This window comes from Novosphingobium marinum (genome assembly GCF_013408095.1).
Lineage (GTDB): Bacteria > Pseudomonadota > Alphaproteobacteria > Sphingomonadales > Sphingomonadaceae > Novosphingobium > Novosphingobium marinum.
Genome location: NZ_JACBZF010000002.1, coordinates 90,426 through 117,390, shown reverse-complemented (window position 1 = coordinate 117,390; position 26,965 = coordinate 90,426). Strand labels below are relative to the sequence as shown.

Here is a 26,965-nt window from a genome sequence, read left to right as displayed (position 1 = left end):
GGAACGGCCTTCACATGAGCGATATCGCGCAAACAAGGCTGCTGCTCGTGGACGACGAGCCGGCCCTGCGCGAGCCCCTGGCCGAGTACCTCTCGCGCCAGGGGTTTGTCGTGACCGAAGCGACCAGCGCTGCCGACGCGCGCACGATCCTGCGCGACGAAACTCCCGATCTCGTCCTTCTCGACATCATGATGCCGGGCGAGGACGGCATCTCGCTATGCCGCCACCTCGTCGAGGCGAGATCGATCCCCACGATCTTCCTGACCGCCAGGGGCGAGGCGACCGACCGCATCGTCGGGCTGGAAATCGGCGCCGACGATTACGTCGTGAAGCCGTTCGAGCCGCGCGAGCTGGTGGCGCGTATCCGCAGCGTCCTGCGGCGCGCCACGCGTGGTCCGGCCCAGCCCGACGAGGACGAGCATTTCGAGTTCGAAGGCTGGCGGCTCGACCCGCTCAAGCGTCGCCTGACCGATCCCGAAGGCGCTTCGGTCGCGATATCGTCCGCCGAGTTCCGCCTGCTGATCGCCTTCCTCGAACACCCCCGGCAAGTGCTCGACCGCGACCGGCTGCTCGACATGGTCCAGGGCCGCGAAGCGCATCTGTTCGACCGCGCCGTCGACAATCAGGTCAGTCGCCTGCGCCGCAAGATCGAGGTCGACAGCCGCAATCCGCAGCTTGTCCAGACGGTCTGGGGTGGCGGCTACATGTTCGCGGCGGACGTCAGGCGCGTCGCTCCGTGAACAGGCTCTGGCCGCAAAGCCTGCTCGGGCAGCTACTGCTTTCGGTGGCGCTCGCGCTGCTCGTCGCGCAGGTGCTCGGCGCGACGCTCGTCTACCGGGCACGGGCAGAGCGGCTCGAGGAAGGCATGCTCAATGCCGCCGCCTTCCGCCTGATGACCGAAATGCGTGGCGTGCCCCCCCTGCGCGAGATGCGCGGCGAGCGTCCGCCCAGGCGGCGGGGCATGCGCCGCGTACAGGTCACAAGAACGGAAACCTCGCCCTTGCGGACCGGCGAGAAGCCGGACGTCGCGGCAGCAGCCAAGCTCGTCGATATCCTCGGCTACCAGGGCATCGATCCCCGGCACGCCGTGGTCGTCCGCCGAACCGTCGCCGCCGACCCGCTGGCGCGGGAGGCGGCAATGCGGCGCGCGGCATTCCGGCCCGGGCGCGATCCGCTGGATGGCGAAGTGATCATCGCAGGCGTCGATCTCGGTCCTGCCGAAGGCTGGGTCACGGCGCGGATGCGCGTGCCACCGGACCGGCGCGAGGGGCTATGGACCATCGCCCTGCAAACCCTGCTCATCTATGCGATCCTGATGACCGTCATCGCGCTCGTCGCACGGCGGATCACCCGGCCGATTGCCAGCCTTACCAGCCGGCTCGAGCGCTTTGCCGAGACCCGCGACCCGCAAGGCCAGATCGAGCCGCGCGGCCCCGCCGATGTCCGCCGCCTGATCGAGGCACACAATGCGATGGAGGCACGGATTGCCGCGCTGCTCGACGAGAAGGACGTGATGCTCGGGGCGATCGGGCACGACCTCAAGACACCGCTCGCGGCGCTGCGCGTTCGCATCGAGTCGGTCGACGACGAGCACGAGCGCTCGCGCATGGCCGCGACGATAGAGGACATCACCCGGTCGCTCGACGACATCCTTTCGCTGGCTCGCGTCGGCCGCCCGAGCGATCCCGAGGAGCGGACCGAGCTTTCCGCGCTGGTAGCCTCGGTGGTCGAGGAATACGAGGACATGGGCGAGCGCGTGTCCTTCGCCGAAAGCACCCGCATCGTCGCGACGCTGAGACCGACCTGGCTGCGCCGCGCGCTCCGCAATCTCGTGGGCAATGCCCTGCGCTATGGGGGGCAGGCGCGCGTCTCGCTCGAACGCGCGGGCGGGAGCGCGGCGATCCGGATCGAGGACGACGGCCCCGGCATTCCCGATGGCGAGATCGAGCGGATGATGGCCCCGTTCACGCGCGGCGACCCCTCTCGCAACACCGGGACGGGCGGGGCGGGCCTGGGTCTCGCGCTGGCCCGCGCCATCGCCGAGCAGCACGGCGGTTCGCTCGAACTCGCCAACCGGCGCGACGCCGCGGGCAATGTCTCGGGCCTCGTCGCTACGTTGCGCCTGCCCGTGCAAGCGACCTAGCCGAAGTCGGCGAAGGCATCCGAGATGCGGTCGCCCAGTGCATCCTTCAGCATGCCGCAGTTGCGCACGATCTCGACCGTCCGGCCCAGTTCGAGCGCTCCAGCCGTCCCTGCCAGATGCGGGCCGAAATCCCGCGCGATCCTCTGCGAATCCTCGACCGAGCAATAGCGGGTCAGCATCTGCGGAATGCGCCGCGCATCGAAAATACCGCCGCCTTCGAGCAGACTGTCAATGTTCTGGAGCATCCAGCCATAGCCGTACTCGCGCGTCGAGGAATTGAGCACGACGGCGCGCAGCATCGAGCGCCGCTCGCTTTCGCGCAGGCGCGGATCGTCGAGCTCCTCGAGCAGCCAGCGCGCAATGCCCTCGTTGCCGCTTCCGGCAGCCGACCCGAGCGCCGCCGGTCGGAAAAGCGGATCCTCCGAAGCCAGCGCCGCCGCCACGAGGTCGCGCGCGCCGCTTTCGCCCCGGCGATAGATATGGGCAGCGAAGGCCTTGTCGAACCACACGGGGTCGAGCGCCCGCGTATCGCCTTCGAGGTAGGCCTCGGCTGACTTCATCAGGGTGGCGCGCACATCGTTGTCCCTCGTCGATCCCATCAGGCGCTCGACGATCTGTGCGCGGCGCTGCGAGCGTTCAGGGTCTTCGCGAACGTAGGCCCCCGCTCCCGGATCGAAGCCGTATTCGCGCAGCAACGGCGCGTAGAGCCTGCCACGGAATTTCCTCCAGCCGCGCCTGCCCTCGCCGTCGAGCAGGCCGGAGCGCGACAGGTCGTTGAGCGCATCGCTGGCAGCGTCGGCGGCGTAGGTATCGGGATGATGCACGAGGTTGCGCGCAAGGCGGGCGAGCGCGCGGACATCCGAACGTCCGGCGAGCACGCTCGCAGCAAGCGAATCGGCCAGCGCCTGCGCCTCGCCGCCGGGCAGGTCGCCGGCGCGCGCGATGAGCGCCTCCCAGTCCTTTTCGGGGAGCTCGAAGCGATAGTACCCGGTGCCGCCGGCATTGGGCATGACCGCCCCCCTGCCCGCGAGCGGGAAGGTGCCGCTGCGCTCATCGAGAAGCTGGCACATGCGCCGCTCGCCCTGCCTGACGCAGAGCGGGATGCCCCAGCGCGTCTCCGGCGCCTCGACACCGAGAGGCGCGTAGCGGCTCTGGGTCGCGGTGAACCCGTCCGCGGCGCGTTCGATGGTGACGAGCGGCACCCCCTGCTGGCCGACGAAGCTGCGCAGCGCCGGGACGATGCGCGGGTCCTCCGCCGCTTCGGCGAGGGCGGCGAAGAAATCCATGCTCGTCGCGTTGCCGTCGCGGTGCGTGCGCATGTACCGGCGAACGCCGTCGCGGAAGCGCTCGGGGCCCATGAAATCGGCGATCATCGCGATGACGTGGCCGCCCTTGCCGTAAGTTATGCTGTCGAACGCCTCGTCGATCTGCGCGCTCGTCGCGACCGGCGCGCGCACGGGCCTTCCGGCGACCAGGGCATCGGTCTGCATCGCCTCGAACCCGTCGGCCAGCGCGCCTGAGCCGAGGTTGAGTGCGGGACGCCACTGGTGGCCGATGTGAAAGCCCATCCAGTTGGCGAAGCTCTCGTTCAGCCAGATGTCGTCCCACCACGCCGGAGTGACGAGGTCGCCGAACCACTGGTGCGCAAGTTCGTGGCTGACCACCTTGCCGAAACTGCGCTGCTGCGCGATCGGCGCATCCTCGTCCATCACCAGCAGCGAGGTCTTGTAGAGGTCCGCGCCCGCGTTCTCCATCGCGCCGGGCATGATCGGCGAGGTGATCTGGTCGAGCTTCGGATAGGGAAAGGCGTCGTCGAAATAGCTCTCCAGCAGTACGACGATTTCCTTCGAGTTCTCGAGCGCGAAGTCGAGGCGTCCCGCGTTGGGTCTGGTCGACACGATCCGCAGGGGCAGCGGGTCGGCGCGCTGCGGGGTCGGCGGCGCGGTGCCTTCCACCGCGACGAACGGCCCGACCATCATCGCCACGAGATACGTCGGCAGCGGCCGGGTCGGCGCGAAGCGATGGATGTCCCAGCCGTCGACGGTCTCGGTCGATACTCGCGGCGCGTTGCTCACCGCCATCTGGCCCACGGGCGTGCGCAGCGTGACTTCGAAGGGCGTCTTGAACGAGGGCTGGTCGAACGACGGAAAGGCGGCGCGCGCGTCGATCGACTGGAATTGCGTCCAGCTGTACCAGTCCCCGCCGACGTTGACGCGAAACATGCCTGCCGGGCCGTCGTTAAACGGAGCATCGTAGTCGAACAGCAAGGTCAGTTCGCCTGCCGGCAGTTCCTCGGCGAAGCGCAGGCGCAGGACGCCGCTGGGATCGACGACCTCCCACTCGGCCGGATAGTTGCGCGCCCCGATCCGCGCCGATGCCGACCGGATCGCGAGGTCGTAGGCATGGAGATCGATACTGCGCGAGGGACGGGCCAGCGCGACGTCGATCTCGACATGCCCCGCAAACCTCTCGCGCGCCGGATCGACGGCGAGGTCGAGCCGATAGCGAGCGGGCACAACCGCGTCCCCCAGCCGTCCCAGCGGCACTTCGGGTTCGGATACGACGGGCGGCACGTCGGGCCGCGAGCCGGGTTCCTGCGCGTTGGACGGCGTGGCGATCGCCGCGCAGGCGAGCGCGGCGGCGAATTTCAGGCGACCCATTTCTGTCCTTCGTGAGTACCGTGTCGCAGCCTCAACGCATGAGGCCACCGATAAGGTTGCGGGCGAACCGGCCTATTCCCGGAATTCCGACCGCCTTTTCGAGTTGCGAGCCGAAGGTACCGGCCGCCGCCCCCGCCGCCGTTGCTTGCGGGTTGGCCCGGCTCTTGCGGCCCGAAAGCTTGCCGGCAAGGATCGAACCCGCGCTCGCTGCCGCCGCTCCGGCCGCCGCCTTGGCCATCCTGCCGCCGATGCCGTCCCACAGGCCGGTGTTCCTGCGCTCGCGCTTGCGCACTTCCTCCTCGCCCTTTTCCTCCACTTCCTCTGCGGTCTTCGCGGCGTCTAGCGCCTTTTGGGCGAGCACTTCCTCGGCGCTCTCGCGGTCGACGCGTTCGTCGTACTTGCCCTCCACCGGGCTGATCGAGCGGACAATGGCGCGCTCCTTCTTGCTGACCAGTCCGAGCCGCGAGCGCGGCGGCGCGATCAGCGTGCGCTGTACGACCGACGGGGCGCCGTCTTCGTCGAGCGTCGAGACCAGCGCCTCGCCCACCCTTAATTCGGTGATCGCGGTCTCGACGTCGAGTTCGGGGTTGATGCGAAAGGTTTCGGCGGCCGCCTTGATCGCGCGCTTGTCGCGCGGGGTGAAAGCGCGCAGCGCGTGCTGGACGCGGTTGCCGAGCTGGCCTGCGACATCCTCGGGAATGTCGATGGGATTTTGCGTGACGAAGAAGACGCCGACGCCCTTCGAACGGATCAGCCGGACGACCTGTTCGATCTTCTCCTCGAGCGCCCTGGGCGCATCGTCGAACAGCAGGTGCGCCTCGTCGAAGAAGAAGACGAGCCTGGGTTTCTCGGGGTCGCCCACCTCGGGCAGCGTCTCGAACAGTTCGGCGAGCAGCCACAGGAGGAACGTGGCGTAGAGCTTCGGCTCGCGCATCAGCTTGTCGGCGGCGAGAACGTTGATGTAGCCGCGCCCGTCCTCGTCGCAGCGGAGAAAATCGGAAATCTCGAGCGCGGGCTCGCCGAAGAAAGCGGCGGCGCCCTGGCTTTCGAGCGACAGGAGCTGGCGCTGGATCGCCCCGACGCTGGCGCGCGAGACGTTGCCGTACTGCGCCGACAGGTCCTTCGCGTTTTCCGCCGTGTAGACGAGCATCGCCTGCAGGTCTTCCAGTTCGAGCAGGAGCATTCCCTGCTCGTCGGCGAAGCGGAAGACGATGTTGAGCACGCCTTCCTGCGTTTCGTTGAGACCCATGAGGCGCGACAGCAGCAGCGGCCCCATTTCCGAGATCGTCGTGCGGATCGGGTGGCCCTGCTCGCCATAGAGGTCCCAGAAGACCGCCGGATTGTCGCGGTATGAATAGTCCGCGATGCCGATTTCCTTCGCGCGGTCCTCCAGCTTGTCGGCATGCTTGAAGTCCGGGCTTCCCGCCATCGAGATCCCCGACAGGTCGCCCTTCACGTCGGCAACGAACACCGGCACCCCGGCGGCGGAGAACTGTTCGGCAATGGTCTGGAGCGTCACGGTCTTGCCGGTTCCGGTCGCCCCGGCGATCAGCCCGTGCCGGTTTGCCCGCCCGAGAAGCAGCGACTGGCGACCGCCGCCGAGATCCTGACCGAGAAAAATGTCGTCCATGCGCTTGTGACCCCGCTTTCGTACGTTGCAGTTCCGGCCCGTCCCATGCCGACTTGGTTACCGGGCACACAGGCTTTTGCAAGCCGCGCGCGGCACGTCTAGGACCGTCGTTCCAGATGGCCGACCCCTTCATCCTTCTCGACGATGCGCGCTCCGCCGATGCGAGCGATGCGCGGCTCTATCGCCATGCGCGCGAATGGATCGTCGCACACAGGCACGAAGAGGTGGCGGGCGCGCTCGAACGCCTGCGGCAGTTGTCGCGGTCGGGCTGCGAACTCGCAGGCTTCATCGCGTACGAGGCCGGGCTTGCCATGGAAGGCCGGCTGGCGCCGATCGCCGCATCCCGTTCGGGCGCGGCAGGGCCGCTCCTCCTGTTCGGAGCCTTCGACCGTTACGAGACCATCGCCGCGGATCAGGTCCCTCATTGGCTTGCCGCCAATTGCGCGGCGTCCGATGCCTCTCTCGGACCGCTCGAACCGCAGCTTTCGCCCGGAGGGTACGCAAAGGCGTTCGCCCGCCTGCAAGCCGCCATCCGGGCAGGAGACATCTATCAGGTGAACCTGACGCTTCCGATCGAGGGAGCGTGGGCCGGCGATGCGGTCGCGCTCTATGCCGCGATCCGGCCTCGCGCCGCCGCCGGGTACGGGGGCATCGTCTTCGACGGGGGGCACTGGCTGCTGAGCTTTTCGCCCGAGCTGTTCTTTGCGTTGAAGAACGGCGACGTGACGGTGAAGCCGATGAAGGGCACGCGCCCGCGCGGCACAGATGCGGCGCAGGATCGCGCGCTCGCAAGCGAACTCGCACGATCCGAAAAGGACCGCGCCGAGAACCTGATGATCGTCGACCTGATGCGCAACGACCTGTCGCGCGTCGCCCAAGCGGGTAGCGTGTCGGTGGCGGCGCCGTTCGCGGTCGAGAGCTATCCGACGGTGCACCAGATGGTTTCGACCGTCCGCGCAAGGCTCGCGCCCGAACACGATGCGGTGGATGTCCTGCGCGCGCTGTTCCCGTGCGGCTCGATCACCGGCGCGCCCAAGATCAGGGCGATGGAACTGATCGCCGAAGTCGAGCGCGATCCGCGCGGACCGTACTGCGGCAGCATCGGGCGCATCGATGCCTCTGGCGACGCGGCGTTCAATGTGGCAATCCGGACACTGCGCCTGACCCCGGGCGAAAACGGACGGGGACGCGCGGTACTGGGAGTGGGATCGGCGATCGTCGCCGATTCCGAAGCGCTCCCCGAATGGCGGGAATGCATGGTCAAGGGGGACTTCGTGCGGCAATCGGGACAGGATACGGGCGCCGCCGGCTTCGACCTGATCGAGACCATGGTCTTCATTCCCGACGATGGCATAGCGCTTCTCGAACTCCATCTCGAGCGGATCAGGGCGAGCGCGGCGGACCTGGGTTTCCGGTTCGACCGCCATGCCGTGCGCAACGCGATCCAGGCGCTGTGCTTCGAAGCGGAGGAGCCTGCGCGGCTGCGGCTCGTCGCCTCGGGCGGCGGCCAGTTCTCGCTCGAGCTTTCGGACATGCCGCCGCCGCTTCCCGATCCCGCACCCTGCGTGCTGATGCGCCTGCCCGTCGATCCCGGCGACCTGCGGCTGCGCCACAAGACCAGCGACCGGGGCTTTTACGATGCCGGGCTGGCGGCCGCGCGCAAGGCGGGTGCGGCGGAAGCGATTTTCGTACGCGACGACGGCCTCGTGACGGAGGGGTGCTTCACTTCCGTCTTCGTCCGGCGCGAAGGCGGGCTGGTCACACCGCCGCTCGGCATCGGCCTCCTGCCCGGCGTGCTGCGCCGGTCGCTGATCGAGAGCGGGGAGGCCCGAGAGGGCGAGATCGGCACGGACGACCTCGCCGGGGGCTTCCTCATCGGCAATGCCGTGCGCGGCCTCGTGCCCGCGAGGCTTGCATCGTGACCGGTCAGACCTCCCGTGCCCTCGCGCGCATCGCGCCATCGCAGACGGCGGCGATGACCGACCGCGCGACGCAGCTTCGCGGCGAAGGGCGTGACATCATCTCGCTTTCCGTGGGCGAGCCCGATTTCGCTACGCCGACGCATGTCGTGGAAGCGGCCAAAGCGGCACTCGTCAATGGCCTGACGAAATATACGCCGGTCGGCGGCACGGCGCGGATGAAGGAGGCTGCGGCGCTGCATTTCGCACGCGACCTGGGCATCGAGGTTCCGACCTCGCAGGTCATGACCAGCGCGGGCGGCAAGCAGGCGATATTCCTCGCGATGCTGGCCACGGTCAGCGAGGGCGAAGAAGTGATCGTGCCCGCCCCATGGTGGGTCAGCTATCCCGAGATCGTGCGCTTCGCAGGCGGCAGCGTCGTCCCGCTGCAGACGTCGGCGGCATCCGGGTTCCGCTTTTCGGCAGGCGACCTCGAATCGCAGATCGGCCCGCGCACGCAATGGCTGCTCCTCAACAGTCCCGGCAACCCGACCGGCGCCGTGTACTCCGGAGACATGCTGCTCGGCATCGGGGAGGTGCTGCGCCGCAATCCGCGCGTGATGGTGCTGAGCGACGACATCTATGCTCCGCTCAACTACACCGGCGCGCCGCACGCCACGCTGGCGGCGCTGTGCCCGGATCTCGCCGACAGGGTGCTGACCGTCTCGGGCGTGTCGAAGAGCCATGCCATGACAGGCTTCAGGATTGGCGTGTCGGCCGGTCCCGAATGGCTGATCCGCGCCATGGAGAAGCTCCAGTCGCACGCTTCCGGCAACCCCTGCTCGATCAGCCAGGCTGCTGCCGTCGCGGCGTTCGAGGGGCCGCAGGATTTCCTTGCCGACTGGCGCGAGACGTTTCGGCAGCGGCGCGACCTCGTCGTTGCCGGAATCAATGCCATTACCGGCCTTTCGACCCCCGAGCCCGAGGGCGCGTTCTATTGCATGGTCGATGCCGCGCCGCTGATGGACCGCTTCGGGGACGATGCGAAACTTGCGCTCCACCTGCTCGAGCACGGCGTCGCGGTAGTGCCCGCATCGGCGTTCGGCGGACGCGACGGCTTTCGCATCAGCTTCGCCGCGGGACGCGAGACGCTGATGGAAGCGCTTCGCCGCATCGGGGACGCACTCGCGCCATGACCATCCCGATCCTGTTCGAGGACGCCGAGGCGCTGGTGATCGACAAGCCCGGCGGCCTGCCCATCGACCGGCCGCGCAGCGGCGGCGCGTGTCTCGGCGACCGCCTCGACGAACTCAAGCTCGGTTTCGCGCGCGCGCCCGTGCCGGTCCACCGGCTCGATACCGACACGTCTGGGTGCCTTCTGCTCGCACGCAATCCCAAGGCACTGAAGCGCTTTTCGCGCGCCTTCGAGGAGCGCGCGGTGGCAAAGCGCTACCTCGGCATCGTCGCGGGCGATCTCGCCGAAGCAGGGGGAACGGTGGAACTCGCACTGTCCAAGATCAGCAGCGCGAGCGAGGGCTGGCGGATGATCCCGGCACGGAAGGGCAAGCCGTCGGTCACGCACTGGCGAAGGCTCGATGCGCGCGATGGCCTCACGCTGGTCGAGTTCCGGCCCGAAACCGGCAGGACGCACCAGATCCGCGTACATGCCGCATCCGGCCTCGGCGTGCCGCTGCTGGGCGACCCGGTCTACGGCGATGGCAAGGGTGCGGGACGCACGATGCTGCATGCCGCCGGGCTGGAGATCGCACGCGAGGGCAAGGCCGACATCGCCGCCGTCGCGCCGCTTCCACGCGACTTCCTGGCGTTGGGCTTCGTCGATGGATGAGGTGATCGAGCATGCGCAGTCGCTTGCGACAGAGAGCTTCATCGCCTCCACCGGCCCCGGCGGCCAGAACGTCAACAAGGTGGCGACGGCGGTACAATTGCGGGTCGACGTCTACGCGCTGCGATTGCGCCCGCCCGTCTTCCGTCGGCTGAAGGAGCTGGCGGGCAGCAAGCTGAACGCACGCGGCGAACTCCTGATCACCGCACGGCGGCATCGCTCGCAGGAAGCCAACCGTGCCGATGCGCGCGAGCGTCTGGCCGAGTTGCTGGCGGAAGCGCACAACCTTCCCGAGAAGCGCAAGAAGAGCCGCCTCAACCGGGTCGGCAAGACCAAACGGCTCAAGCACAAGAAGCAGCGCGGCGCGGTCAAGGCCGCACGCGGCAAGGTCCGGCTGGACTGAAAGGCCTACTCGGCCTGTGCCGCCGCCGGCGACGGAACATCGGTCGGGACCGCGCTCACGACTTCCTCGGGCATACGCCGTTCCTCGAGCATCTCGGCTGCCTCGTCGAGAGCACGCGCCTCCCCGACGGTCACGCCGCCAGGACCGGCATCGTTCTCGCCCTGGCCACAGGCGCAAAGCGCACCGAGCGCGGTCAATGCAAGGGCTGCGCGCATGCTACTGGTCGATCACCATCGTGTGAGGGTGATGCTTGTCGAGATACTTGCGGATGATCTTCAGGTTCTTCGTGTTCGAGCGGTAGAGGAAGTCGAACAGGTCGCCCGCGACCGGGACCGCGCCGATCAGCGTGTCGAAACCGACGTGCCCGACCATCCGCGCCAGCTGCCACTTGGGCATGCCGAGATTGCGCGCCTCCCAGATGAGATAAAGACCGAGGCCCGCTGCGACAATGTCGCCCGCGACAGGGATGAGCCCGGCCAGTGCATCCAGGCCGATCGGCTGCTTGGTGCCGGGAATTACGAAGGCGCGCTCGAGTATCTTTTCGAGCGCCTCGACACGTTGCCGCACCGAGGCGGCATCGCGACCCAGCGGCAATTGCGCGCTCATGCGGCGTACCGTGCCCTGCTCTACCATCGCTTGCCAATTGCTCCGCGAACAGCTTTTTCCATAACGCCTATCTGGGGAGCAGCGCCATCGGCATCAAGGGATGCCATCCCCACTGGTTGGTCGCGAAGCCGATTGCGTCGCCCCGCACCAGCGACCAGCGTATAGGCGAGCCGAACGGGATGAACAGGTTTGCATCTGTCAGTTCGCGTTCGGCTTCGCGCAGCACGGCCGCGCGCACGGCAGAATTGGACATGGTGCCGGATTCGGTGACCAGGTCATCGGCGGCCTCGCTGCAAATGCGCTGCGCCGCGCAGCTGAGGCGGTTGAGAAACCACCGAGGTCGCGGATACCGGGCCACCGCGTCGATAAGCCGCAAGTCCGCATCGTCGCCCAATCCGACCTGTTCGGCCTCTATTCCAATGGCAGAGAGGTCTGCGGCGATCCGTTCGAACAGGAGATCGGCGCCGGGGCCGGCCGGAAGTGAAATGCGCAGCTTCAGGGGTTCGGGATCTTCCTCACCCTGCAGCCAGAAGTCGACGCGCGCGCGCGCCAGCGCCTGCCGGTTCTCGATCGTCATGTCGGCCCAGCGCTCGGCCGCGTCCCCGGTTTCGGCGTCGAGTCCGGGAGGAACGATCCTCGTCGTTGGAACCCACCCGGAAACCCCGAAGGGAACGATCAGTGCCTCGCGGTCGATCGCCAGGGCGATCGCCTCGCGGTTTTCGGGCGACGCCAGAAAGCCGGCGTCTTCCACGAATGCCAGTCCGAACAGGCCCGCAACCGGGTCGATCTGGATCGTTCCACGCAAGATTCCAACCGAACTGGTTAACGGAAAATCCGCGATGGTGCCGTTCAGGACCAGGTCGGTCTCACCCTCGTTGAAGCGCTCGACCGCTCTGGCGGCGGGCATTGCCGACAAACGTATGGCCCGTACCCGCTCGTCCCACTTCGGGATTTCCGGCAGGCCGAGGGCGCCGGGTGGAATCGGCTCGAGGATGGCCAGGTCCTGTACCTGCGCGAACTGCATGGGCCCCGCGCCCTCGCCGTCCACGGCCAGGCCGAGCTCGGGCTGCGCCAGCAGTTGCAGCAAGTAGGGCATTGGCCGCGAAAGCCTGATCTCGATAACGCGGCCCGCCATCGCCCTGATTTCCTCGATGCCCGCTAGGTCGAGACCGAGCGCGCTGCCGCGCTGGGCGCGGATCGCGCGGCGAAGCGCTTCGCGCGCAGAAGCGGCAGTCAGGGCCTCGCCGTCGCGCCAGGTGCCGTCGCGAAGCCGGAAGATGTAGCTCAGGCCGTCTTCGGTCACGATCCAGCGGTCGGCAAGCGCCGGTATCACCCGCCCCTGCTCGTCGAAAGCGACAAGGCCCTCGGTAGTGGCCGCGCGCAGCAGTTCGCGCGCGGGCGAAAGCGCCCGCTCTTCGTCGAACGGGTCCGCCGGGTCGCCAATGACGGTCACGGATACCCCCGAACCGTGGCCCGAGCCGCAGGCGGCCAGCATCGCGGCCATGAGGATGGCGACCGGGTATGCTATCATGCGGCGGACGGCGTTCATCCGCAACGCCTAGTCGATTTCGGCTAGCGGTGAAACGCCGCAGGCAGGCGACGCCTCGAAAACGGATGCCGCGTTCAGACCTTGCGAAGGGAAACCCCTTGGGAGTGGCCGGTCCCCGTCCTGAGCGGGCGCAGGAACTGCGCCTGCTCACCATCTCCGCCGACCGGGGCGCGCGCGACCTTGGGATCGATCTCGTCCCGGAAGGCGACGCCGAAGCGGTTGCCCTGCACCCACGCCACCGATCCTTCGACCCAGCCGATGTTGCGGATCGCCGTTTCGACCACCGCGCCGCGCACGACGCGAACCGGGCCTTCGCCCATCATGCCGCCGCTCGAGAGATTGCGGACCTTGATCCGGTGCTCGCCGTCGAGGCCGTCGATGCGCAGGTCGGCCATGAGAAACAGGCTATCGCGCGCGAGTTGCCGATTTTCACTGTCGTCCATAAAGTCGCCCGGGCGCCTGTGCGGCGTGCTAAGCCGCGTGTCCAAAAGTCGGGCCGCAATGCGGTCCGTTCAGAAACGCTTCGCTAAAGCAATCTGGCAAAAAAACCCTTAATGGATACCGCCGTGACCGGCCCGGGCGGTCGATCAATCCTCGCGAGAGACCTTTTCGCGGCGCTCGTGCGCTTCCTGCGCTTCCACGGTCATCGTCGCGATGGGTCGTGCCGCCAGCCGGCCGAGGCCGATGGGTTCGCCCGAAACCTCGCAAAAGCCGTATTCGCCTTCCTCGATCCGGCGGAGCGCCGAATCTATCTTGGCGATCAGCTTGCGCTGGCGATCGCGCGTGCGAAGCTCGATCCCCCAGTCGGTCTCGCTCGAGGCGCGATCGTTGAGATCGGGTTCGCGGATCGGCCCGTCCTGAAGCTGCTGCAGCGTTCCCGCCGCAGCATCGAGGATCGATTTCTTCCAGGCAAGCAGCAGCTTGCGGAAGTAGTCGAGATGCGCCTCGCACATGTAGGGCTCGTCGTCTCCGGGGTAGTACTCGTCCCCGACACTCCGCTTGGCCTTGGCAAGGATATCGATTTCGTCAGCGAGGACGGTTGCCATAGATCACTCCGCACAGTTCCCCACCCGGATCGCCAGAGTCCTGCCGTTCCGGGCTTTTTTCCCGTGAACCTGCAGCGAGCCAAGGATGCCGCGCCTATAGTTGCCGGTCTTCCTGCGCACAAGCGCCAATGGCCTCTAAATTGCGGATTTTCCTCTACGCATTTGCCGCCTCCTTGCGTCTGGCCGGATTTTTGCGGCCAGCGTTAACCATTTGTTGACCACGGTAGGCCAGCTTTCGGCTTGTGGAAGCGCGGCAGGGGGTCGCCTTCCTCCAACTGGGGGTTAAGATCATGGACATGAGCTGGAACGCCAAGTCGGCCGGCACGGGCATCGGGGGGCACGCGGCGGACCTGCTGGTCGCCAACTGCCTCGCCGCCGCTTCGGAAGGCGACGTATCCGCCTACTTCGACCTTGGCGTCGCCTATTCGACCGGCAGCCACGGGGTGGAATGCGACCTCGTCGAAGCGCACAAGTGGTTCAACCTGGCGGCAACCGGCGGCTACGAGGAAGCGCAGCTCTGCCGCGCCGAAGTCGCGGACGAGATGACCGCGCGGGAAATCGCCGAGGCGCAGCGCCGCGCCCGCGAATGGCTCGCCGAAACCGTACGCCGCGCCGCCTGAGCGCGCTTCAATCCCTTCTGAAGGGCGTGCGCGTCTCGAGGTAGAGCGCATCCTGCGCGATACCGGCCCGCTCGCGCCCGAGATAGTCGGCGACCGCGCGGCGAAAGCCCGGATCGACGATGTAGTGCGCAGACCATGTCTGCACCGGCGCATACCCGCGAGCGAGCTTGTGCCCGCCCTGCGCACCGGCTTCCACGCGGTCCAGCCCGAGTTCGATCGCGGCATCGATCGCCTGATAATAGCACAACTCGAAATGCAGGAAGGGCTTGTCGACCAGCGCGCCCCAGTACCTGCCGTAGAGGGCGTCGGCGCCGATGAAGTTCAGCGCGCCCGCGACCGGCCTGTCCTCCATGAAGGCGAGAACCAGCAGCACGTCGTCCCCCAGTCGCTCTCCCAGCAGGTCGAAGGCGTCGCGCGTCAGGTATGGCGAGCCCCATTTGCGTGCGCCGGTATCCTGATAGAACCGCCAGAAGGCGTCCCAGTGCGCAGGTTCGATCCTGCTTCCTCTCAATCGCCGGATGTCCACGCCGTCCTGCGCTCTCGCGCGCTCCTTGCGCAGGTCCTTGCGCTTGCGCGACGACAGCGCGCCGAGGAAACCGTCGAACGTTGCGTAGCCATCGTTCCGCCAGTGGAACTGGATGTCGCTGCGCAGCAGCCAGCCTGCTTCCTCGAAGTGTCGGAGCTGGCCGGGCTCGACAAAGGTTGCGTGCGCCGACGACAGTCCGCTCTCGCGACACAGGCTCTCCGCCGTCGCCAGCAGGTGCGATGCGAACTTCGTCTCCCTTGTCAGGATCCGCGGGCCGGTCGCGGGAGTGAAGGGCGCCGCGATCTGGAGCTTGGGATAATATGCCCCGCCCGCCCGGTGCAGTGCATCGGCCCAGGCATGGTCGAAGACATATTCGCCCTGGCTGTGAAATTTCACATATGCCGGAAGCGCGGCGACGAGATGCCCCTGCGCGTCCTCGATCGCTATAGGTGCCGGGTCCCAGCCGGTTCCCTCGCCGACGCTTCCGGAATCCTCCAGCGCCGACAGGAAGGCATGGCGCATGAAGGGATTTCCGCCACCGGTCAGCGCATCCCATTGCCCGGCATCGAAATCACCGATCCGTCCGCCCGCGCGGGCGAGATACTCGCCTTCGCTCATGCGGGATCGCTCATCGAATGGCAGGCCCCTCGACGATGGCGGCGTCGGCATGTGCTTCGGCGCGCTCCAGATGTTCGGCGCTCGCAATGGTCCAGGTAACGAGCGGCAGGCCGCGCCGTCTCTGCGAGGCGGGAAACCGGCCTGGTAGGTCGCGGATGTCGTAGCACAGGAAGTCGGGCCTCGCATGCCACAGCGCCAGCCGCCTGCGGATCATGCCTGGCAACGCCTTGTCCTCGCCCTCGGTGTACGAAAGCCCGCGCACCGTGTGAGGCGAGTGCGTCGCGAACCAGCGCGAGACACGCGGATCGAAGCTCATCACGCCGTGCGGGCCGCGATAGCCTTCGAGCACGCGCCGCACTGCAAGGCACAAGGGGCCGACGCGCAGATCGCGCTTCGATTTTATCTCGATCAGGACCGGCACCCTGCCCCCGATGAGGTCGAGCACGGCGCGCAAGGTCGGAACGGTCTCCCCGGTACCGCCCAGTGCCAGCTTGCCCAGCGCCTCGGCGCTCTGCTTCATGACCGGCCCGTACGCGCCGGTCAGCCGCTCTAGATCCCAGTCGTGGAAGACCATAGCGTGACCGTCGCTCGACCGCTGGATGTCGAGTTCGATGCCGTACCCGCGATCCACCGCCGCGCCGAACGCCGCGAGCGAGTTCTCGGGCACGCCGGGACCGAACAGTCCGCGATGCGCATAATCCGCCTCGCCGATCCACGATACCTTTGCGGGATCGGGCGCCGGCGCGCGCCAGCGGTCAATCGGGGCGAACAGCGGCAATCGCGTCCACCTCTACCGCGGCACCGAGCGGGAGGACCGGAACGCCCACCGCGCTGCGTGCATGCCGCCCGGCTTCGCCGAGCACCGCCGCCATCAGTTCCGAGGCCCCGTTGGCGACCTTCGGCTGGTCCGTGAAAGCGGGCGTCGAATTCACGAAAGCGCCGAGCTTCACGATTCGCTCGATCCGCCCGAGCGAGCCGAGCGCGGCCTTGAGTTGCGCAAGGATCATGATCCCGCAGGCCTGCGCCGCCTCGATCCCGCGGTCGAGCGAGACATCCTCGCCCAGCCGGCCGGTGACGAGTGCACCGTCCACGAAGGGTAGCTGGCCAGAAACGTGCGCGAAACCACCGGACACGACGACGGGTACGTACGCCGCAACAGGCGCGGCCGGCTCGGGCAGGACGAGGCCCAGTTCGTGCAGCCGCTTCTCGATTTCGTCGTCATTCATGATCTTGGGATTCCTTGCTGCCGGCGGCACCGGGTCCGTCTTCCTCAGCGTAGAGCCTGTCGAGCAGCCAGGGCAAGGCGCCCTGCCAGTCGTCGATGCGGGCGTGGGCATGGCCGGCCTTGTGCGCGCAATCGATGTGCGGCGCGAGCGAGGGTTCGGCGCACAGGTGGAGCCGCGAGACATGCGGCGTGACACTGGCGACCGAATCGTGGTGTTGCGCAAGGTCGTCGATGAAGATCGCGCGGCTCGGCCGGTACCTGTCGAGAATCGCCCGGAGCGCAGGCCCCTTCGGCCCCTGGTTAGTGAACACTTCGAGATCGATGCCGTGATCGGCAAGCTGGCGCACGCGCGATTCCTGCCGGTGATCCTTCAGGTTCGTCAGCACCACGACGTCGGCGTGCTCGCCGAGCTTGCCGATGGCCTCGACCGCGCCCTCGACCGGCTCCTGCCGGTGCATCTCGTTGTCGAAGAAAAGGTTCAGCAGGCGCCAGATGTCTTCCTGTGCCAGCGGCTGCCCGGTTTCCTGCCACTTGATCGCACTGGCGAAATCGCCGCCCGCCATGTCGAAATCGACGCCGTGCTCCTCGCCCAGCCAGTCGCGGAAGTGCGAGACCATGTAGAGCAGGACCTCGTCGCAGTCCGATATCACGAGGGGCCGGCTCATGCCGCCAGCCTTTCGCGCGCGGCGGCAAGGTCCTCGGGCTCGACGCCGAGCGCGCCTGCCGCCGCGACGAGGTCGGGCTCGTGCGCGCAAAGGAAGTCGAGCACGGCGCACAACAGCGCCGGATCGCCGAGCCTTTCGCGAAGATCGCCGGGCGTGAGGCCGGTGAGCGCCAGCAGCCGCATGCGCCGGTCCTCGTCGCCCAGCACCCAGCCGAGCGCATTGAGGGCAAGCGCCTGCGGGTCGATCGCGGGGGAAGGATTGTCTCTGATAATTGTCAGCCTCGCATGCAGCGAATAGAGCGGTCGAAGCCCAAGATGGGATGGACGCGGCGAATGGCAAAGCGAATCCTCGTTGTCGAGGACAACGATCTGAACCGGAAGCTCTTCTGCGACGTGCTGAAGAGCCAGGGTTTCGCCGTCGAGCCGGTGGCCGACGGCCTCGAAGCGCTCGCCAAGGCGCGCGAATTCGTCCCCAACCTGATGATCATGGACATCCAGCTTCCCAATGTCTCCGGCCTCGACCTGATCGAGGCGGCCAAAGCGGACAAGGATCTTCGCGCCATTCCCGTGCTTGCCGTCACCGCCTATGCCGGCAAGGGCGACGAGGAGCGGATCCGCGACGCGGGTGCGGACAGTTACCTTGCCAAGCCTGTCTCGATCACGCCGTTCATGAACGCGGTAAAGGCCCTGCTATAGCTTGACAGTCCGACCACCCGCCGCTTTTGCGCCGCATTCGGCGGCAAAACAGCCGTAACCGCTTCTGGAGCCCAAGACATGGACCGCGCCGAAACCGCAAACCGGATCGCCAGCCTGATCGAACCCTTCAACAAGAAGGGCGTCACGATCACCGACGACACGACCTTCGCGGGCGACCTCGAATTCGACAGCCTTACCGTAATGGACTTCGTGGCGGCGATCGAGGACGAGTTCGACATCATCATCAGCATGAACCAGCAGGCCGAGATCGAAACCTACGGGCAACTGGTCGACGCGGTCGTCCGTTTGCGATCCGAACAGTCCTGAGACGAGAGGCGACAGACCCGATGACCGAAGCCGTCAGCCAGCCGGATCGCCCACAGCAATTCGAAGGCGGGGAACGCGACCTGTTCTCCAAGTTCGACGAGCTCATCCAGATGCGCGAGGGCTTGCTCGCCTCGGGCATGGAGGATCCGTTCGGCCTGGTGATGGAGCGTGTGCTTTCGCCCACCGTCGCCGTCTGCAACGGGCGCGAGACCATCCTGCTCGGCACCTACAACTACATGGGGATGACCTTCGACCCGGAAGTGATCGATGCCGGCCGTACCGCGCTCACCGACTTCGGATCGGGCACGACCGGCAGCCGCGTGCTCAACGGGACCTATCAGGGGCACAAGGAAGTCGAACAGGCGCTGTGCGAATTCTACGGCATGGACCATGCGATGGTTTTCTCGACCGGGTACCAGGCCAACCTCGGCATCATCAGCACGATCGCGGGCAAGGGCGACTACATCGTGCTCGACATCGACAGCCACGCCTCGATCTGGGACGGCTGCAAGATGGGCGACGCCGAAGTCGTGCCCTTTCGCCACAATGACATCGAGGCAATGGAAAAGCGCCTGCGCCGCATTCCCGAAGGTGCGGGCAAGCTGGTGATCCTCGAAGGCGTCTACTCGATGCTCGGCGATGTCGCGCCACTGAAGGAAATGATCGCGGTCGCAAGGGCGAACGGCGCGATGATCCTAGTCGACGAGGCGCACTCGATGGGCTTCATCGGCCCGAACGGGCGCGGCGTGGCCGAGGAGCAGGGCGTGCTCGACGATGTCGACTTCGTGATCGGCACCTTTTCGAAGAGCGTCGGCACGGTCGGCGGATTCTGCGTTTCGAACCATCCCAAGTTCGAGATCATGCGACTTGTCTGCCGTCCCTACGTATTCACTGCCAGCTTGCCGCCCAGCGTCGTCGCCACCGCTGCCACCTCGATCCGCAAGCTGATGGAGGCAGGCGACAAGCGCGAGCATCTCTGGTCCAATTCGCGCAAGCTGCACAAGGGCCTCAAGGACTTGGGCTTCAGGCTCGGGACCGACGAACCGCAGAGCGCGATCATTTCGGTCATCATGCCCGACCTCGAAAAGGGTGCCGCGATGTGGGAGGCCCTCCTTCACGAGGGGCTCTACGTGAACCTCGCAAGGCCTCCGGCGACGCCCGCCAACATGACCCTGCTGCGCTGCTCGCTGTGCGCCGAGCATTCCGAGGAGCAGGTCGACACCATTGTCGGCATGTTCGAGCGGGCCGGGCGCGCGACGGGCATCATCTGACGGAGCCGCAGGGTGACGCGCGGCATCCGCATCGCGATCCTTGCCATCGCCCTGGTGGCGGTGCTTGTCTTCGTCGCCATGCGCAATCGCGATGCACCCCCGCCGGCGACGGTCGGCATGACCGATGAACCCTGCGCGGCCGAGGGCGGGCCCGTAACCGGCCAGCCGATCGACGACTGGGCGGGCCGTTGCGCCTACCGCGCCGCCAATGCCGAAGTGATCGCCAGCGGCAAACGACCGCAAGTCGCCATGATCGGCGATTCGCTAACCGCGTTCTGGGACCTGCCGCTCGTCGACGCGGTCAACCGCGGGATCGGCGGCCAGACCTCCGACCAGGTGCTGCTGCGGTTCTCGCAGGACGTCGTGGCACTCCGGCCGGAGGTCGTCCACATCCTCGTCGGAACGAACGACATCGCCGGGAACACCGGCCCGCTCGCCATCGACAGCTACATCGCGAACGTCGGCGCGATGGTCGACCAGGCGCGGGCAAACGGGATCGAGGTGGTGCTCGCGACGATGCCGCCGGCGAGCCGCTTTCCGTGGAAGCCGGGTGTCTCGCCCGAACCCTGGCTGTCGCGGGTCAATGCAAGGCTCGTCGAAATGGCGCGCGAGAGGAACCTCGTCCTCGCCGACTACAACGCGGTTCTGAAAGGCGGTGAGGCGGGATTCCGCGAGGAGCTGTTCGACGACGGCGCACATCCCAACGAGGCCGGCTACGCGGCCATGGAGCCGGTGCTTCGCGACGCCATCGCCGAGGCGCTCGCGCGCGCCGGAGAGCGTTAGGGCACGGGGCTCAGCGCTTGACGCTGACTGCGGCGTCGCACTTGTCGCTGCTTTCCTCCGCGCCGCCGCCCAGGAATGCGAGCGCGACGAAGCCGCCCACCAGCAGAACGCCGAACAGCGCGGTGACCTTGCCTAGGTGCTGGTCGATCACTGCCTTGATGGGCGCGCCGAACAGCCGAAACAGGATGCCTACGCCCATGAACATGATCGAGCGTCCGACGATGCTCGCCAGGATGAAAGGCACGATCGCCATCTCGATGAAGCCCGCCGTTATCGTCAGCAGTTTGAACGGAACCGGCGTCGTCCCGGCGAGCAGGATGACCTCGACATCGTATTCGCGCAGGTAGCACGCGGCCTTGGGAAAGCTTTCGGCAAGGCCCAGCGCGCCGAGCAGCGCGACGCCCACCGATTCGTACAGGAAATACCCGATCGCGTAACCGAACAGTCCGCCCATCACCGATGCCGCGGTACAGATGGCGGCGAACCGGATCGCCTTCTTCGGCTCGGCAAGGCACATGAGACCGAGGAGCGGGTGCGGCGGGATCGGGAAGAAGCTCGCTTCCATGAACGAGAACGCGGCAAGCCACCATTCGGCATGCGGGTGCGCCGCCTTGGCCATGGTCCAGTCGTAAAGCCGGCGCAGCATCGTATCGCGTCCCCTTGCAAGAGCGGGCTGCCTAGACGCGCGTGGAACACGCGACAAGCGATAACCTATTTGGTTCTTTATCCTTGACATCGTCACGCTGTTTCGGTACATAGAGGGTGATTAGGTAGTTTACAAACCCAGCTATTCACGATATATGTGTTCCATCAACGGAGCACTTCACCATGTCGGTTCTTTCCCAGCCTCATTTCCATGACGAAGCCAAGGCATTCGAGTACCTTGAAGGCATCGTTTGGGCCGATGGCGTCACCTGCCCGCACTGCGGCGCGGTTGATGGTCGCGTGTATGACCTGTCGGGAGTTCGCGGCAAGCCGAGCAAGAAGAACCCGGAAGGCGCGATCCGCTACGGCCTCAAGAAGTGTGGCGAGTGCCGCAAGCAGTTCACCGTCAAGGTGGGCACGGTTTTCGAGCATGCGCGCATCCCGCTCCACAAGATGCTCCAGGCCGTTCACCTGATCGTGTCGAGCAAGAAGGGTATCAGCGCCCATCAGCTGCACCGCGTTCTGGAAATCCAGTACAAGAGCGCGTGGTTCCTGCATCACCGCATCCAGGAAGCCATGCGTGAAGGCTCGCTGGCCCCGTTCGGTTCGCCCGGTGGCCGGGTTGAAGCCGACGAAACCTACATCGGCCAGAAGAAGGGCGTCGAAAAGCAACGCGGTGGCTGGCGGCATAAGCATTGCGTCGTCTCGCTCGTCGATCGCGAGACTGGCGTCGTACGTTCCTTCCATGCCAAGGGCGTGAGCAAGTCAGAGGTAGCGCAGATCGTATCCGACAACGTGAAGCGTGAGGCGATCCTGACGACCGACGAGGCCCACCTGTATAAGCGTGTCGGTCGCGAGTTTGCCGGTCACGATAGCGTACTGCACGGCGGCGGTGAGTACGTACGTGGCGACGTTCACACGAACACGATTGAGGGCTTCTTCTCGATCTTCAAGCGCGGCATGCGCGGCGTCTACCAGCACTGCTCCGAAAAGCACCTGCACCGATACCTTGCTGAGTTCGACTTCCGTTACACGCACCGCGAAGCAAACGGCGTCAACGATACGGCCCGCGCCACCCGTGCGATGCAGGGCATCGTTGGCAAGCGCCTGACCTACGCAAGGCCTGACATCTCAGTCTGACGATCGCCCTCCGGTCGGGCGGACCCGCTCACGGTGGCGGGCCAATCCGCACCGGAAAACGAAGAGTTGACCTCAGCCGATTACAAAAAGGACGGATTGGTAATTGCGGATTTCTCCCGTTTTTTCCCTTTCTCTCCCGCTATGGTGCCGAACGAATTACATTAGCGCGCCCAATATGGGAGATAGCGAGCATACCGCTTCCCCTGATCCTCATTTTCCGGAACGATTTTTTTGGCTTCGATAGAATCGCGGATAACGTTGGATATCTGAGGATATTGCCTCTTCGAAAGACCAAACCGTTCCCGCAGAGATGAATTGCTCATTGCCTCGCCGCCCTCATACTTGAGGCAAGCATGCTGATAACACGCTCGAACCCGCTCCTCGGGCGTGAGCTTGGCAAATGGCCGGTCCTTGAAAACCGTCACAATCGTAGACCCTTCGACGGGTTGAATTAAAGGAGGCGGCAGGGCCATTCTTTCGATTGCCCGGACGGCGCGATCCACTCCGCTTCCACGAAGCTCGCAAAGTCCAGCTTTCCTCATCAAGCCAGCAAAGCTAGGATTTCTCGATCTTGAAGGGCTATCGATAAATCTGTCCGCTTCAATCAACGGCACCCCAGGATTGATTATTCGAACTCGGTCCGAATAGACCTCAAAAGTCGGACGCTCCCCCTGTTTAGTGAAATCCTGATGCACAATGGCGTTTGCAGCAAACTCTCGGATGGTTTCTTCTGGAATGGCGTAATGATTGCGCCTCTTTCCGCCCTCAAAATACTCTCCCAGCGTAAGGCGGGACATCATTACCTTGAGCAAATTTTCAAAGACTACAGCATATCCCCGCTTCCCCTCTATATCATCCGCTGCGTGACCTTTATCAGCCCCGTCGAACGAAATAACTCTTGCGCCCCTTGAGCGAAGGGCGGAAAACTCATTAAGATCGCTAGCGCAAGAAATGGCCAATAGAGACTTGATATCGTATCGCCCCTGAAGATTTATCTTTATCAAGCCCTCTGATTCTAATTTAGTAATTCGCGCCTCTTTCGACGATGTTCTGACACCAAGCACATTAAGAAGCTTTGTATAGTCATATTTTTCATCCAGGTTTTCGAGAGTCGCATTCGGCTCTATGATTGACTCCTCAAAGGAAAACCGGGAAGTTATTTGCCAAATTGATCGTTCTAATTCAGGATGGTCGGACAGTCTCTGTTGCGCCGTTCCGACCCGTACGTATGCTTGCCCTTTAAAGCGCACCGGCCGTTCATAGGGCGGACGAATACAGAGTAATTCGACACGCATTCCTTCATATTCAACTGTCTCTACATGAAGCGTCGGACTTGGGTCTAACTCCCGAGACAGCCAAAATAAAAACGGAGAATTCCCCTTCTTCTTTTTCCTAACATCAACATTGGTCCCGACGACTTTATGCGTTTCGTCCTCTATGCCCCAAACGAGATAGGCATCATCTTTCTCGTTCAAGATTGCAGCGTTACACAACGCAGATATGTATTTCCCGATGCCTTCTTCATTCTCATAGTTGTGTTTAAATTCAACCCAGTCGGTCTCATGCGGAAGGGACCGGAGGTTCTCGACCAATGAAGCTGCATCATCGATTTTTATGTTCACGCAGTTTCCCCTGCCAGATTCGGCTTCGACTGGCGAGAGTTACAATAAGAGTCTATTGTGCGGCAAATGGACCGAGATAACAGAACCCAGATTGATAAGTTCAAGGACGCCGCGCGCGACCTCGAATGCGACGACGATGATGAACATTTCAGAGAGCGGCTGAAACGGGTGGTCAAACCCACAAAAAGCGAAACCCCGGTCGCGCCCTCGAAAGGTCCGCGCCGGGGTCGCTGAGGGCGCTACCCTCAACATCGGTGATGCGCACATATGCAAAATGAGGCCAAAAGTCAAGGGGGCGAGAAGCCTCGCGCTGCCCTGTATATCGATGGGTTCAACCTATATCACCCTATCCACAGGATGGGCGCAGTTTGGAACCACCTCAAGTGGGCCAATCTTTGGAAACTCGGTGAAAACCTGGCTCAAAAACAGGGTCAACGCCTAGTCAAGGTGCTGTTTTGCACTGCGGTCCCGAGCACTCGGCAGGACCCGGGAAAGCGTCAACGCCACTAACGCTTCAATGATGCGCAGCGCGCTTGTGGGGTGGAAATCATCAATGGCCACTATGTGCCCGAAAACATCGAGGAAAACGGTATCGCGACAGGTCAAACCAAATGGACGGAAAAGCAAACCGACATTAACGTCGCGCTTGAACTGATCCTTGACGGCTTGAACGATGTTTATGACGTGGCTCTACTTTTAAGTGCGGACACCGACCAAGTAGCCACAGCTCGTGTATTTTCTCAATCTCTGCACCCGAAGGGCAAGATGCTTGTGGGAGTTGCTCCTCCAGACCGCTCCGCCCCTTCTGGCTACAGCAAGTACGGCGTCAAATCGGTCAGCCTGACCCAGCAAGATATTGAACGCTGCGTGATAAATGATCGGTTGACCCTGAATGGCGTGCCGGTTTTACGCCCCACTGAGTATGATCCGCCAAAAAATTGGATGCACCCGGACGATCGGCCTAGGGGAAAGCCACCCCGTCCACCCAAGAAAGGCTCATGGTCAAAGCCTATCAGAAGCTAACCCCTCTGTCCTACAGCGCACCGGATCGGTTATCCCGTCCGGCGATGCGCAACCCCGATCTTCTTGAGCTGGAATTCACCGTCATCGCCTTCTTGATGGCGGTTTCCCTAGGTTATCCAGCGGTGCGCTGGCTGTTCGCTGTCGTGGCGGGTTTGTAAACTACCTAATCGCCACATAGAGGGAACATCGCGATGGACCGATTCGAAACGGCCGGCAAGCGACCCCCGATCCACTCCAGCAAACGGACCAGCAGCTTATGGCGGACGACGAGACGTCCGGCAGCCGTCCCCGTGCGACTGGCAGGAAGCATTCCTGTCCGAGCTTGCAGCAACCTCGAACATCACGGCTTCGGCAAAGCGCGCGGGCGTCAGCACGTCGAGAGCATACGATGCCAAGCGCAGGGACCCCGCGTTCTATCGCAAGTGGCAGCAGGCGCTGATCGAAGGCTACGACCACCTCGAGATGGACCTCCTCCATCGCCTGCGGACCGGTGAGATCAAGCCACCTTCCGGTGCGAAGAAGGGTGTCAGGACCTACGATAACGCCACCGCCTTCCGCCTGCTTTCGGCACACCGCGAGGCCGTGGCGCGCGAGCGCGCAATTCGCGACGACGAGGACGCCGAAGCCGTGCTCGCCTCGATCGACGCCAAGCTCGACCGGATGCGCGAACGCGCCTTGAAGGCCGCGGAAGCTGCGAATGAGGCGTAGCAAGCGCCTGCAGTTCCTCCTCGACCTGCCGCAGGACGAACGACTGGCGGCGCTCCGCAACCTCGACGAGGCCGAGCGGACGGCCTTCGCCTGGCACTGGCGATTGTGGGCGCGCGAGCCGCAAGTCGCGCCGGGCGGCGACTGGCGGACCTGGCTCATCCTTGCGGGCAGGGGCTTCGGCAAGACTCGCGCCGGATCGGAATGGATCCGCGAAATCGCGACGACCGATCCCGAAGCGCACATCGCCCTGGTCGGAGCCTCGCTCGGCGAAGCGCGCGCGGTGATGGTGGAAGGCGAAAGCGGAATCCTGGGCACGACGCCGCCGCGCCGCCGACCGAAGTTCGAACCTTCGCTGCGACGCCTGAGCTGGCCCAACGGCGCGCAGGCAACGCTCTATTCGGCAGGCGAGCCCGAATCGCTGCGCGGTCCGCAGCACAGCCATGCCTGGTGCGACGAAATCGCCAAGTGGGAGCAGGCGGGCGACCGCGCGCAGGCGGCGTGGGATAACCTGCTGCTCGGCCTGCGCCTCGGCGAATGCCCGCGACTGCTGGCAACGACCACGCCCCGCGCAGTTCCGCTGCTTCGCCGCCTGCTGGCCGAGGAAGGCGACGGACTGGCGGTGACGCGGGGCCGGACCGAGGACAACGCCGACAACCTGCCAGGCCGGTTCCTGAGGGACATGCGCCGTACCTTCGGCAAGTCGCAACTGGCGCGGCAGGAGCTCGACGGCGAACTCGTCGCCGACATACCGGGTGCGCTGTGGAGCCGCGAGACGATTGAGCGATGCCGCAGCGATGCGCCGCCCGCCGATTGCGCAAGGATTGTCGTCGGCGTCGATCCGCCGGCCTCGGCGAACGGCGACGCATGCGGCATCGTCGTCGCGGCGCTGGGCGGCGACGGCCTGGGGCACGTTCTCGCCGATGCATCGGTTGCAAGGCCCAGCCCCGAAAGATGGGCGCGGGCGGTCGCGAACGCCGCAGCCGAATGGCGCGCCGACCGCGTCGTCGCAGAAGCGAACCAGGGCGGCGCGATGGTCGAAAGCGTCCTGCGCGCCGCGGATATCTCGTTGCCGGTCAAACTCGTGCACGCCACTCGTGGCAAGGCTGCGCGCGCCGAACCGGTCGCGGCACTCTACGAGGTCGGACGTGTCCGGCATGCCGGACACTTCCCGCAGCTCGAAGACGAGTTGTGCGGCCTGATGGCGGGGGGCGGGTACGAGGGGCCGGGCCGCTCCCCGGACAGGGCAGACGCGCTTGTCTGGGCGCTGTCCGAACTCATGCTCAACCGTCCCGCCCGCCCGCGCGTGTGGGTGGGCTGAA

At 65.3% G+C, this 26,965-nt stretch carries 30 protein-coding genes; 16 read left to right on the top strand and 14 right to left on the bottom strand.

The features are described 5' to 3' along the window. Positions 1-14 precede the first annotated feature (14 nt). Both FHS75_RS05225 and FHS75_RS05220 read left to right on the top strand, forming a co-directional pair. Complete coding sequence (locus tag FHS75_RS05225; protein ID WP_179406687.1) at positions 15-740, top strand: response regulator; 726 nt, start codon at positions 15-17, stop codon at positions 738-740. Then, on the top strand, positions 737-2,143 hold the full coding sequence (locus FHS75_RS05220) for a sensor histidine kinase (protein ID WP_179406686.1): 1,407 nt from the start codon (positions 737-739) through the stop codon (positions 2,141-2,143). Before FHS75_RS05225 ends, FHS75_RS05220 begins: the two co-directional genes overlap by 4 nt. Here FHS75_RS05220 and FHS75_RS05215 read toward each other — a convergent pair. Then, positions 2,140-4,803 carry a M1 family metallopeptidase gene (locus FHS75_RS05215; protein WP_179406685.1) on the bottom strand — a complete coding sequence of 888 codons (2,664 nt, stop codon included), beginning with the start codon at positions 4,801-4,803 and terminating at the stop codon, positions 2,140-2,142. The genes FHS75_RS05220 and FHS75_RS05215 overlap by 4 nt on opposite strands. 31 nt (positions 4,804-4,834) lie before the next feature. Then, the gene (locus FHS75_RS05210; RefSeq protein ID WP_179406684.1) at positions 4,835-6,433 is read right to left on the bottom strand and encodes a helicase HerA-like domain-containing protein; all 1,599 of its coding nucleotides are present in this window, start codon (positions 6,431-6,433) and stop codon (positions 4,835-4,837) included. A gap of 116 nt (positions 6,434-6,549) precedes the next feature. Between FHS75_RS05210 and pabB the strand changes: the two genes are divergently transcribed. Genes pabB through arfB form a run of 4 tightly spaced genes read left to right on the top strand, consistent with a single transcriptional unit; the run spans position 6,550 to position 10,577 of the window. Beyond that, positions 6,550-8,355: an aminodeoxychorismate synthase component I gene (gene pabB / locus FHS75_RS05205; RefSeq protein WP_179406683.1), complete on the top strand. Its 1,806-nt coding sequence runs from the start codon at positions 6,550-6,552 to the stop codon at positions 8,353-8,355. Positions 8,356-8,408: 53 nt separating this feature from the next. Next, positions 8,409-9,527, top strand: a complete 1,119-nt coding sequence (locus FHS75_RS05200) for a pyridoxal phosphate-dependent aminotransferase (protein ID WP_179407381.1) — start codon at positions 8,409-8,411, stop codon at positions 9,525-9,527. After that, the gene (locus tag FHS75_RS05195) at positions 9,524-10,177 is read left to right on the top strand and encodes an RluA family pseudouridine synthase (RefSeq protein WP_179406682.1); all 654 of its coding nucleotides are present in this window, start codon (positions 9,524-9,526) and stop codon (positions 10,175-10,177) included. The genes FHS75_RS05200 and FHS75_RS05195 overlap by 4 nt, the downstream gene beginning before the upstream one ends. Next, positions 10,170-10,577, top strand: a complete 408-nt coding sequence (gene arfB / locus FHS75_RS05190; protein WP_179406681.1) for an alternative ribosome rescue aminoacyl-tRNA hydrolase ArfB — start codon at positions 10,170-10,172, stop codon at positions 10,575-10,577. Before FHS75_RS05195 ends, arfB begins: the two co-directional genes overlap by 8 nt. A gap of 5 nt (positions 10,578-10,582) precedes the next feature. Here arfB and FHS75_RS05185 read toward each other — a convergent pair whose 3' ends face one another. From FHS75_RS05185 to dksA, 5 genes are all read right to left on the bottom strand, one after another. Continuing rightward, the gene (locus tag FHS75_RS05185) at positions 10,583-10,792 is read right to left on the bottom strand and encodes a hypothetical protein (protein WP_179406680.1); all 210 of its coding nucleotides are present in this window, start codon (positions 10,790-10,792) and stop codon (positions 10,583-10,585) included. 1 nt (position 10,793) lies between these two features. Then, positions 10,794-11,210: a DUF4112 domain-containing protein gene (locus tag FHS75_RS05180; protein ID WP_229735649.1), complete on the bottom strand. Its 417-nt coding sequence runs from the start codon at positions 11,208-11,210 to the stop codon at positions 10,794-10,796. 40 nt (positions 11,211-11,250) lie between these two features. After that, positions 11,251-12,732, bottom strand: coding sequence for an ABC transporter substrate-binding protein (locus FHS75_RS05175; protein WP_229735650.1), 1,482 nt, complete (start codon positions 12,730-12,732; stop codon positions 11,251-11,253). 74 nt (positions 12,733-12,806) lie between these two features. Continuing rightward, on the bottom strand, positions 12,807-13,175 hold the full coding sequence (locus FHS75_RS05170) for a PilZ domain-containing protein (RefSeq protein WP_179406679.1): 369 nt from the start codon (positions 13,173-13,175) through the stop codon (positions 12,807-12,809). A 144-nt stretch (positions 13,176-13,319) separates the two neighbouring features. After that, entirely contained in the window at positions 13,320-13,778 is a 459-nt protein-coding gene (gene dksA / locus FHS75_RS05165; RefSeq protein ID WP_179406678.1) for an RNA polymerase-binding protein DksA, read from the bottom strand. A 296-nt stretch (positions 13,779-14,074) separates the two neighbouring features. Here dksA and FHS75_RS05160 point away from each other — a divergent pair, with 296 nt between their 5' ends. Further along, complete coding sequence (locus FHS75_RS05160) at positions 14,075-14,398, top strand: SEL1-like repeat protein (RefSeq protein ID WP_244959005.1); 324 nt, start codon at positions 14,075-14,077, stop codon at positions 14,396-14,398. Positions 14,399-14,405: 7 nt separating this feature from the next. Here the strand turns inward: FHS75_RS05160 and FHS75_RS05155 are convergent, their stop codons facing one another. Genes FHS75_RS05155 through FHS75_RS05135 form a run of 5 tightly spaced genes read right to left on the bottom strand, consistent with a single transcriptional unit; the run spans position 14,406 to position 17,677 of the window. Next, on the bottom strand, positions 14,406-15,542 hold the full coding sequence (locus FHS75_RS05155; RefSeq protein WP_179406676.1) for a GNAT family N-acetyltransferase: 1,137 nt from the start codon (positions 15,540-15,542) through the stop codon (positions 14,406-14,408). Between the two features lie 10 nt (positions 15,543-15,552). Beyond that, a complete protein-coding gene (locus tag FHS75_RS05150) occupies positions 15,553-16,320 on the bottom strand; it encodes a glycerophosphodiester phosphodiesterase family protein (protein WP_179406675.1) in 768 nt (255 codons plus the stop codon). Next, entirely contained in the window at positions 16,298-16,768 is a 471-nt protein-coding gene (locus tag FHS75_RS05145) for a RidA family protein (RefSeq protein ID WP_179406674.1), read from the bottom strand. Before FHS75_RS05145 ends, FHS75_RS05150 begins: the two co-directional genes overlap by 23 nt. Beyond that, entirely contained in the window at positions 16,761-17,432 is a 672-nt protein-coding gene (locus FHS75_RS05140) for an HAD family hydrolase (protein ID WP_179406673.1), read from the bottom strand. The genes FHS75_RS05145 and FHS75_RS05140 overlap by 8 nt, the downstream gene beginning before the upstream one ends. After that, positions 17,429-17,677, bottom strand: a complete 249-nt coding sequence (locus tag FHS75_RS05135) for a DUF3572 domain-containing protein (protein ID WP_342356012.1) — start codon at positions 17,675-17,677, stop codon at positions 17,429-17,431. Before FHS75_RS05135 ends, FHS75_RS05140 begins: the two co-directional genes overlap by 4 nt. A gap of 87 nt (positions 17,678-17,764) precedes the next feature. Between FHS75_RS05135 and FHS75_RS05130 the strand changes: the two genes are divergently transcribed. From FHS75_RS05130 to FHS75_RS05115, 4 genes are all read left to right on the top strand, one after another. Then, the gene (locus tag FHS75_RS05130; protein WP_179406672.1) at positions 17,765-18,127 is read left to right on the top strand and encodes a response regulator; all 363 of its coding nucleotides are present in this window, start codon (positions 17,765-17,767) and stop codon (positions 18,125-18,127) included. 78 nt (positions 18,128-18,205) lie between these two features. Further along, on the top strand, positions 18,206-18,454 hold the full coding sequence (locus tag FHS75_RS05125; RefSeq protein WP_179406671.1) for an acyl carrier protein: 249 nt from the start codon (positions 18,206-18,208) through the stop codon (positions 18,452-18,454). A gap of 20 nt (positions 18,455-18,474) precedes the next feature. Next, positions 18,475-19,725 carry a serine palmitoyltransferase gene (gene spt, locus FHS75_RS05120; protein WP_179406670.1) on the top strand — a complete coding sequence of 417 codons (1,251 nt, stop codon included), beginning with the start codon at positions 18,475-18,477 and terminating at the stop codon, positions 19,723-19,725. Between the two features lie 12 nt (positions 19,726-19,737). Further along, positions 19,738-20,508: a GDSL-type esterase/lipase family protein gene (locus FHS75_RS05115; RefSeq protein WP_229735651.1), complete on the top strand. Its 771-nt coding sequence runs from the start codon at positions 19,738-19,740 to the stop codon at positions 20,506-20,508. Positions 20,509-20,518: 10 nt separating this feature from the next. Here the strand turns inward: FHS75_RS05115 and FHS75_RS05110 are convergent, their stop codons facing one another. Continuing rightward, positions 20,519-21,154 (bottom strand): YqaA family protein, encoded by a 636-nt coding sequence (locus tag FHS75_RS05110; RefSeq protein WP_179406669.1) that lies wholly within the window; start codon positions 21,152-21,154, stop codon positions 20,519-20,521. A 182-nt stretch (positions 21,155-21,336) separates the two neighbouring features. Here FHS75_RS05110 and FHS75_RS05105 point away from each other — a divergent pair, with 182 nt between their 5' ends. Beyond that, a complete protein-coding gene (locus FHS75_RS05105) occupies positions 21,337-22,293 on the top strand; it encodes an IS1595 family transposase (RefSeq protein ID WP_179406668.1) in 957 nt (318 codons plus the stop codon). 161 nt (positions 22,294-22,454) lie between these two features. On the opposite strand, the gene FHS75_RS05100 is transcribed toward FHS75_RS05105, so the two are convergent. Continuing rightward, positions 22,455-23,915, bottom strand: a complete 1,461-nt coding sequence (locus tag FHS75_RS05100) for an RNA-binding domain-containing protein (protein ID WP_179406667.1) — start codon at positions 23,913-23,915, stop codon at positions 22,455-22,457. A gap of 540 nt (positions 23,916-24,455) precedes the next feature. On the opposite strand from FHS75_RS05100, the gene FHS75_RS05095 reads away from it, so the two are divergent. From FHS75_RS05095 to FHS75_RS05080, 4 genes are all read left to right on the top strand, one after another. Next, the gene (locus tag FHS75_RS05095; RefSeq protein ID WP_179406666.1) at positions 24,456-24,938 is read left to right on the top strand and encodes a PIN domain-containing protein; all 483 of its coding nucleotides are present in this window, start codon (positions 24,456-24,458) and stop codon (positions 24,936-24,938) included. Next, positions 24,914-25,096, top strand: a complete 183-nt coding sequence (locus FHS75_RS05090) for a hypothetical protein (RefSeq protein WP_179406665.1) — start codon at positions 24,914-24,916, stop codon at positions 25,094-25,096. Before FHS75_RS05095 ends, FHS75_RS05090 begins: the two co-directional genes overlap by 25 nt. Positions 25,097-25,400: 304 nt before the next feature. Beyond that, on the top strand, positions 25,401-25,646 hold the full coding sequence (locus FHS75_RS05085; RefSeq protein WP_179406664.1) for a hypothetical protein: 246 nt from the start codon (positions 25,401-25,403) through the stop codon (positions 25,644-25,646). Continuing rightward, a complete protein-coding gene (locus FHS75_RS05080) occupies positions 25,636-26,964 on the top strand; it encodes a DNA-packaging protein (RefSeq protein ID WP_179406663.1) in 1,329 nt (442 codons plus the stop codon). The genes FHS75_RS05085 and FHS75_RS05080 overlap by 11 nt, the downstream gene beginning before the upstream one ends. Position 26,965 lies beyond the last annotated feature (1 nt).